The organism is Succinimonas amylolytica DSM 2873, from assembly GCF_000378405.1.
Classification (GTDB): domain Bacteria; phylum Pseudomonadota; class Gammaproteobacteria; order Enterobacterales; family Succinivibrionaceae; genus Succinimonas; species Succinimonas amylolytica.
In genome coordinates this window covers 528,324-531,780 of the sequence record NZ_KB899636.1, presented here as the reverse complement: position 1 = coordinate 531,780, position 3,457 = coordinate 528,324, and the positions used below count along the sequence as shown (strand labels likewise).

At 43.3% G+C, this 3,457-nt stretch carries 3 protein-coding genes and 1 pseudogene; all 4 read left to right on the top strand.

What is annotated here, in order from left to right; translation table 11 throughout:
• Window positions 1-2: 2 nt before the first annotated feature.
• Window positions 3-185 carry a hypothetical protein gene (locus F557_RS18490; RefSeq protein ID WP_425425308.1) on the top strand — a complete coding sequence of 61 codons (183 nt, stop codon included), beginning with the start codon at window positions 3-5 and terminating at the stop codon, window positions 183-185.
• A gap of 385 nt (window positions 186-570) precedes the next feature.
• Entirely contained in the window at window positions 571-2,307 is a 1,737-nt protein-coding gene (gene argS, locus F557_RS0102370) for an arginine--tRNA ligase (RefSeq protein ID WP_019000656.1), read from the top strand.
• Window positions 2,307-3,113 (top strand): hypothetical protein, encoded by an 807-nt coding sequence (locus tag F557_RS0102365; protein ID WP_019000655.1) that lies wholly within the window; start codon window positions 2,307-2,309, stop codon window positions 3,111-3,113. The genes argS and F557_RS0102365 overlap by 1 nt, the downstream gene beginning before the upstream one ends.
• A 162-nt stretch (window positions 3,114-3,275) precedes the next feature.
• Window positions 3,276-3,457 (top strand): annotated as a pseudogene (locus F557_RS22555) (hypothetical protein); the annotation flags it as partial.

The window sequence follows — 3,457 nt, the reverse complement described above, 5'->3', positions numbered from 1 at the left end:
TAATAACGCGGAAGGTCAAATACGAAGACAGTCCGAACGATCAGTCGTTGGCAAAATTCCGGATGGATCAGGTCAAACGCGCCATCTCCAGAGCCAAAATTACTGAAGGGCTGTGTGTGCAGAGCGAAACCAGCAATCAGGGCAAAGTGATCTGTGCCAGCGTCAGCATGACCCAGCCAACTTAACGGGGGCCGGAACGGATCTTACCGAAGAGATCTGGGGCGTCACTCCATTCCAGGGCATGCAGCGTTCCGAATGCGGCTTAAGGGCCGTCGCTTTCGTTTGTCCGCCGGGGAGCTTTCTTTCATAATAAAATTCGAAGGCGTAACCGGAATTTGTTCATAAGAAAGAACTGTTTATGAAACGCTTGCAACATACACAACATTCCTCCTTCGTTGCAAATATCTGAAAAATGCTTATACTTTACCCATATTACCCATAATCTGTAGTCTGCTTCACAAAAAGTGCTTAAACAGGAACGTTAAAGCCTAAAGATACTCTCATCGCTCCGTCATGAAAATCTGTTAACGTTCCTGATGCCACAGAATCAATTAATAATTGGAATTTTTCATGAAAGAGTATATTCAGAACCTTCTTACCGGTATTGTATCTAGTTTAAAAAATGAAAACATCCTTTCTGCGGATACTCAAATTCGCATCATGGTTGAAAACACTAAGGACAAGGCTCATGGCGATTTCGCTTCAAATATTGCCATGATGCTTGCCCGTCCTATGAAAAAAAATCCACGTGAAATTGCCGAGCTTCTGATATCTCGTATTCCTGCTAATGACAAAATTTCCCGCGTAGAAATCGCCGGTCCCGGATTTATAAACTTTTTTGCCAATAAGGCATTTATTGAAAATCAAGTTAATGACATGCTCAAGGATCCCTTGCTGGGTGTCAGACCATTAAGAACCCCCGAAACCGTGGTAATTGATTACTCTTCACCAAACGTAGCAAAGGAAATGGCAGTTCACCATATAAGATCCACCGTAATCGGAGACGCTGTGGTTCGTATTTTAGAATTTCTCGGCAATCGAGTTATCCGGGCTAATCACATCGGAGACTGGGGAACCCAATTCGGCATGCTCATAGCTTGTCTTGAAAAAAAAGAAGAAGAACATGCAAGTTCACTGGAACTTTCGGATCTTGAAGCATTCTACCGCGAAGCAAAAAAATATTATGACGAAGATCCTCAATTTGCGGAAAAAGCCCGAAAATACGTTGTTAAACTGCAAAGCGGCGATGAATACTGCCGGGAAATGTGGCAGAAATTGGTAAAAATAACCATGGATCAGAACCAGGAAATCTACCGCAGGCTTAATATTTCTCTGACCGAAAAAGACGTAATGGGAGAAAGCCTGTACAACCCCATGCTAAAACCGCTGGTGGATGATCTCATATCACGCAATCTCGCGAAAGAGGATCAGGGAGCCATTGTAGTCTACCTTGATAACTTCAAGGATAAGGATGGCAATCCTCGCGGGGTAATAGTTCGTAAAAGCGATGGAGGATTCCTCTACACAACTACTGATATTGCCTGCACAAAATACCGCGTTGAACATTTCGGGGCCAACAGAATTATCGTATTCGCTGATTCAAGGCAGCATGAACACCTGCTAATGGCCTGGGATATTGCAAAAATGGCGGGTTATCTCCCTGAAAATGTTCTTACCGAACATGGTTCATTCGGAATGATGCTAGGAAAGGATGGCAAACCCTTTAAGACCAGATCAGGAGGTACCGTAAAGCTTAAGGAATTTCTTGACGAAGCAGAAAACCGGGCCGCAACTCTCATGTCAGACCGCAATAACAATCTATCCCCTGAAGAAAAGAGTAAGGTTATCCACACCGTAGCAATGGGGGCTGTGAAGTATGCGGATCTGTCTAAAAACCGCACAACCGACTACATCTTTGACTGGGATAACATGCTTACCTTCGACGGCAACACTGCACCATATTTGCAATATGCATACAGCAGGGTACAATCAATTTTCCGAAAAACGGACGCTATTCCAGGAAAAATATCAATTTCCGCCCCTGAAGAGGAAGACTTGCTTCTTAAATTTACCAAGTTTAACGAAGTGGTAAATAGCGCTGCCGAAAAGGCCATGCCTCATCTTTTATGTACATACCTTTACGAACTTGCAGGACTGTTTATGAAATTCTACGAATCCTGTCCTATAACAAAGCAAGAGGTTCCTGATAATATTAAAACTAGCAGACTGGCCATCTCTGAATGCACTGCTAAAATTCTCAAAACCGGACTGGGCCTTCTGGGAATTGAAACTCTGGAAAGAATGTAATGGTAGTAGCTGTAAATAAAAGCCGTAAAAGAAGCTCCGGAAATAAAACTCCGGAGAAGTCTCATCATCTGGCTATTATTATCATAATTGCGTTTCTTACGCTTTGCTTTTCGGCTTTCGTTATATGGCTCTGGTTGTCCAAAACACCTAAACAGCCAGCACCAAAACCACAGCATCAGGAACAGCCCCGTCAGCAGAGGCCAGTAAATACCTATTCCTACACAGAAATACTGGAACATAAGGAGATTGATTCTGGCTCTGGTGTCACCATCACCAGAAATTATGAAGCTGAACGTCAGGCAAAAGAAGCTGAGTACTACCGAAAAATTGCTGAAAGAAAGAAGCGTATTGCCGAAGAGAAAGCCAGACAACAGGCAGAAAAGGAGCTTCGTCTCGAAAAGGAACGTATCCGACTCGAAAAGGAAAAAGCCAGACTTGAGAAGGAAAGAAAAACTCAAGAAGCCAGGAGTACGGCATCGTCTTCTGGGAATTCCGGAAACGGAGTTGTTTCCACTACCGACGCTTCAGGCATCATGATGGTGACAAAAGCCGGAGACAAACAGATAGTTGTCAACGATAAACGGCAAAAGGGCATGACCTATCTCTACTGTCAGGAAAACTATCGTACCTCCAGAGATGCTGAATCAATAAAGGCCCAAATGGCTCTTCAAGGACAAGCTTCCATAATTTACCGTAAAAAAATGGGAGGCGGATACGTCTACAGTCTGATTGTCGGTCCGGTAAACGGTGATAAAAGCTCAGTAAGAACAGCAGTTAAAAAAGCCTACGGCATCACCTGTAACTGAAACAGAATCCCTGAGTTTGTCAGGGATTGTTAATCCTTAGGAAAAAAACGATGTATTAGGTCTTAAACCTTCTTTTTATGGCTTCGGGGATTCTTGACAAAAGTGCTGGTGAATCCGTACCATATCGCACACAAAAATCGGGATGTGTTGAAGGAATTTGCAATGGAAGCGAAGATCACAAATAACAATCTTCCTGCTAATCAGCACGATACTGACACTTCCAAACTGGACAACCTTTATTCGTTAATCGAAAAACTTACATCAACCATTCAAGAGCAGACCTCAACCATTCAAGAGCAGACCTCAACCATTCAGAAGCAGACTTCAACCATTCAGAAGCAGAC

Coding starts and splice junctions, on each gene's coding strand:
- argS (WP_019000656.1), top strand. CDS start 571: ATGAAAGAGTATATTCAGAACCTTCTTACCGGTATTGTATCTAGTTTA.
- F557_RS0102365 (WP_019000655.1), top strand. CDS start 2,307: ATGGTAGTAGCTGTAAATAAAAGCCGTAAAAGAAGCTCCGGAAATAAA.